The sequence below is a fragment of the Burkholderia sp. 572 genome (assembly GCF_040545135.1).
Classification (GTDB): domain Bacteria; phylum Pseudomonadota; class Gammaproteobacteria; order Burkholderiales; family Burkholderiaceae; genus Burkholderia; species Burkholderia cepacia.
The window spans coordinates 1-2,109 of the sequence record NZ_JBEPLH010000058.1 but is presented as its reverse complement, the minus strand read 5'-3'; the positions used below and the strand labels follow the sequence as shown (position 1 = coordinate 2,109).

Below are 2,109 nucleotides of genomic sequence, written 5' to 3'. Positions count from 1 at the left end.
CACGTACTCGGGCCACCCGGTGGCGGCAGCCGTCGCGGTCGCGAACCTGAAGCTGCTGCGCGACGAAGGGATCGTCGAGCGCGTGAAGAACGACACGGGCCCGTACTTCCAGGCGCTGATGCGCGAGACCTTCGCGCGTCACCCGATCGTCGGCGAAGTGCACGGCCACGGCCTCGTCGCGAGCCTCCAGCTCGCCGAGGCGCCGGCCGAACGCCGTCGCTTCGCGAACGGCGGCGACGTCGGCACGATCTGCCGCGACTTCTGCTTCAACGGCAACCTGATCATGCGCGCGACCGGCGACCGGATGCTGCTGTCGCCGCCGCTCGTGATCTCGCGTCAGGAAATCGATGAACTCGTATCGAAGGCGAAAAAAGCAGTCGATGCAACCGCCCAGCAACTGGGTATTTCGTAACGGTTTTGCCTACAGGCGTGCGGCGGGCGCCGCACGCCGCCATAACCAGGGGAATTCCACCATGCGTGCCTGCTTTCTTCGCCAAGCCTGTTCCGTTGCCGCCCTTGCCGCCGCGGCCGCGTTTACGTCGGTCGCCAGCCCGTCGGCGCATGCCGAGGACCTGAACGTCTACAACTGGTCCGACTACATCGCACCGGACACGATCCCGAACTTCCAGAAGCAGACGGGTATCCACGTCAAGTACGACAACTATGACAGCGACGACACGCTTCAGGCGAAGCTGCTTGCCGGCAGTTCGGGTTACGACATCGTCGTGCCGACGTCGAACTACATGGCCAAGCAGATCCAGGCCGGCGTGTACCAGAAGCTCGACAAGTCGAAGCTGCCGAACCTCGCGAACCTCGACCCGCTGCTGATGAAGATGATCTCGGATGCCGATCCGGGCAACCAGTACGGCGTGCCCTGGGCCTACGGTACGGACGGCATCGGCTACAACGCGCAGGCGGTGAAGAAGGCACTCGGCGACAAGGCCCCGGTCGACAGCTGGGCGCTGGTGTTCGATCCGGCCAACATGGAGAAGCTGAAGAGCTGCGGCGTGTCGTTCCTCGACCAGGCCGTCGACGTGTTCGCCGCGACGCTGCAATACATGGGCAAGAACCCGAACAGCACCAACCCCGGCGACTACCAGGCCGCGTTCGAAGTCCTGAAGAAAGTCCGCCCGTACATCACCCAGTTCAACTCGTCCGGCTACATCAACGACCTCGCGAACAACGACGTGTGCGTCGTGCTCGGCTGGTCGGGCGACGTCGGCATCGCGCATCGCCGCTCGGCCGAAGCGAAGCGCTCGTACGACATCAAGTTCTCGAACCCGAAGGAAGGCGGCCTGCTGTGGTTCGACGTGATGGTGATCCCGAAGGATGCACCGCACCCCGAGGCCGCCCTGAAATGGATCAACTACGTGTCCGATCCGAAGGTCAACGCGGCGATCACCAACACGGTGTTCTACCCGACCGCGAACAAGGCCGCGCACCAGTTCGTCACGCCGGCCGTCGCGCAGGACCCGACCGTCTACCCGCCCGAAGACGTGCTGAAGAAGATGGTGCTGATGAAGCCGATGCCGGCCGACATCCTGCGCCTCGAGAACCGTCTGTGGGCCCAGCTGAAGACGGGCCACTGATCGCGAAGCATTCCGGCGGCGCAGGCATCGCTTCACGCCTGCCCGCCTGAGATCCGCGGACCTCCATCCGCCCGCGCGCGCCGCGCGCACTGTTCCATCCGGCACGAGCCGTTGTCCGTGAGTCGCATTGTGCGCCTCGCGCGGGGACGCTCACGCCTGCAATCCGTGAAGAACGAATGGTGAATCCCATGCAATCGATACCCTCTTCCGCTGCTGCACGACAGACCCAACCGGCCCCCGCGGCCCGTACGCAAAACGACGCCTTCGTCCGCATCGAAAACGTCGTGAAGAAATTCGGCGACAGCACGGCCGTCGACAACGTGAACCTGACGATCGCGAAGAACGAGCTGTTCGCGCTGCTCGGCAGCTCGGGCTGCGGCAAGTCGACGCTGCTGCGCATGCTCGCCGGGCTGGAAACGGCGACTTCCGGCAAGATCTTCGTCGACGGCGAGGACCTCGCGTCGCTGCCGCCGTATCGCCGCCCGGTCAACATGATGTTCCAGTCGTACGCGCTGTTCCC

At 64.6% G+C, this 2,109-nt stretch carries 3 protein-coding genes; all 3 read left to right on the top strand.

Going from position 1 to position 2,109, the window contains the following annotated elements:
* Positions 1-412 (top strand): aminotransferase class III-fold pyridoxal phosphate-dependent enzyme (locus tag ABIC51_RS40770; protein ID WP_354007108.1); only part of this gene is annotated, 412 nt, incomplete at its 5' end.
* Between the two features lie 61 nt (positions 413-473).
* Positions 474-1,589: a polyamine ABC transporter substrate-binding protein gene (locus tag ABIC51_RS40765; protein WP_027788942.1), complete on the top strand. Its 1,116-nt coding sequence runs from the start codon at positions 474-476 to the stop codon at positions 1,587-1,589.
* 188 nt (positions 1,590-1,777) lie between these two features.
* The coding region (locus ABIC51_RS40760) for an ATP-binding cassette domain-containing protein (RefSeq protein ID WP_354007107.1) at positions 1,778-2,109 on the top strand (332 nt) is incomplete at its 3' end.

Coding starts and splice junctions, on each gene's coding strand:
- ABIC51_RS40765 (WP_027788942.1), top strand. CDS start 474: ATGCGTGCCTGCTTTCTTCGCCAAGCCTGTTCCGTTGCCGCCCTTGCC.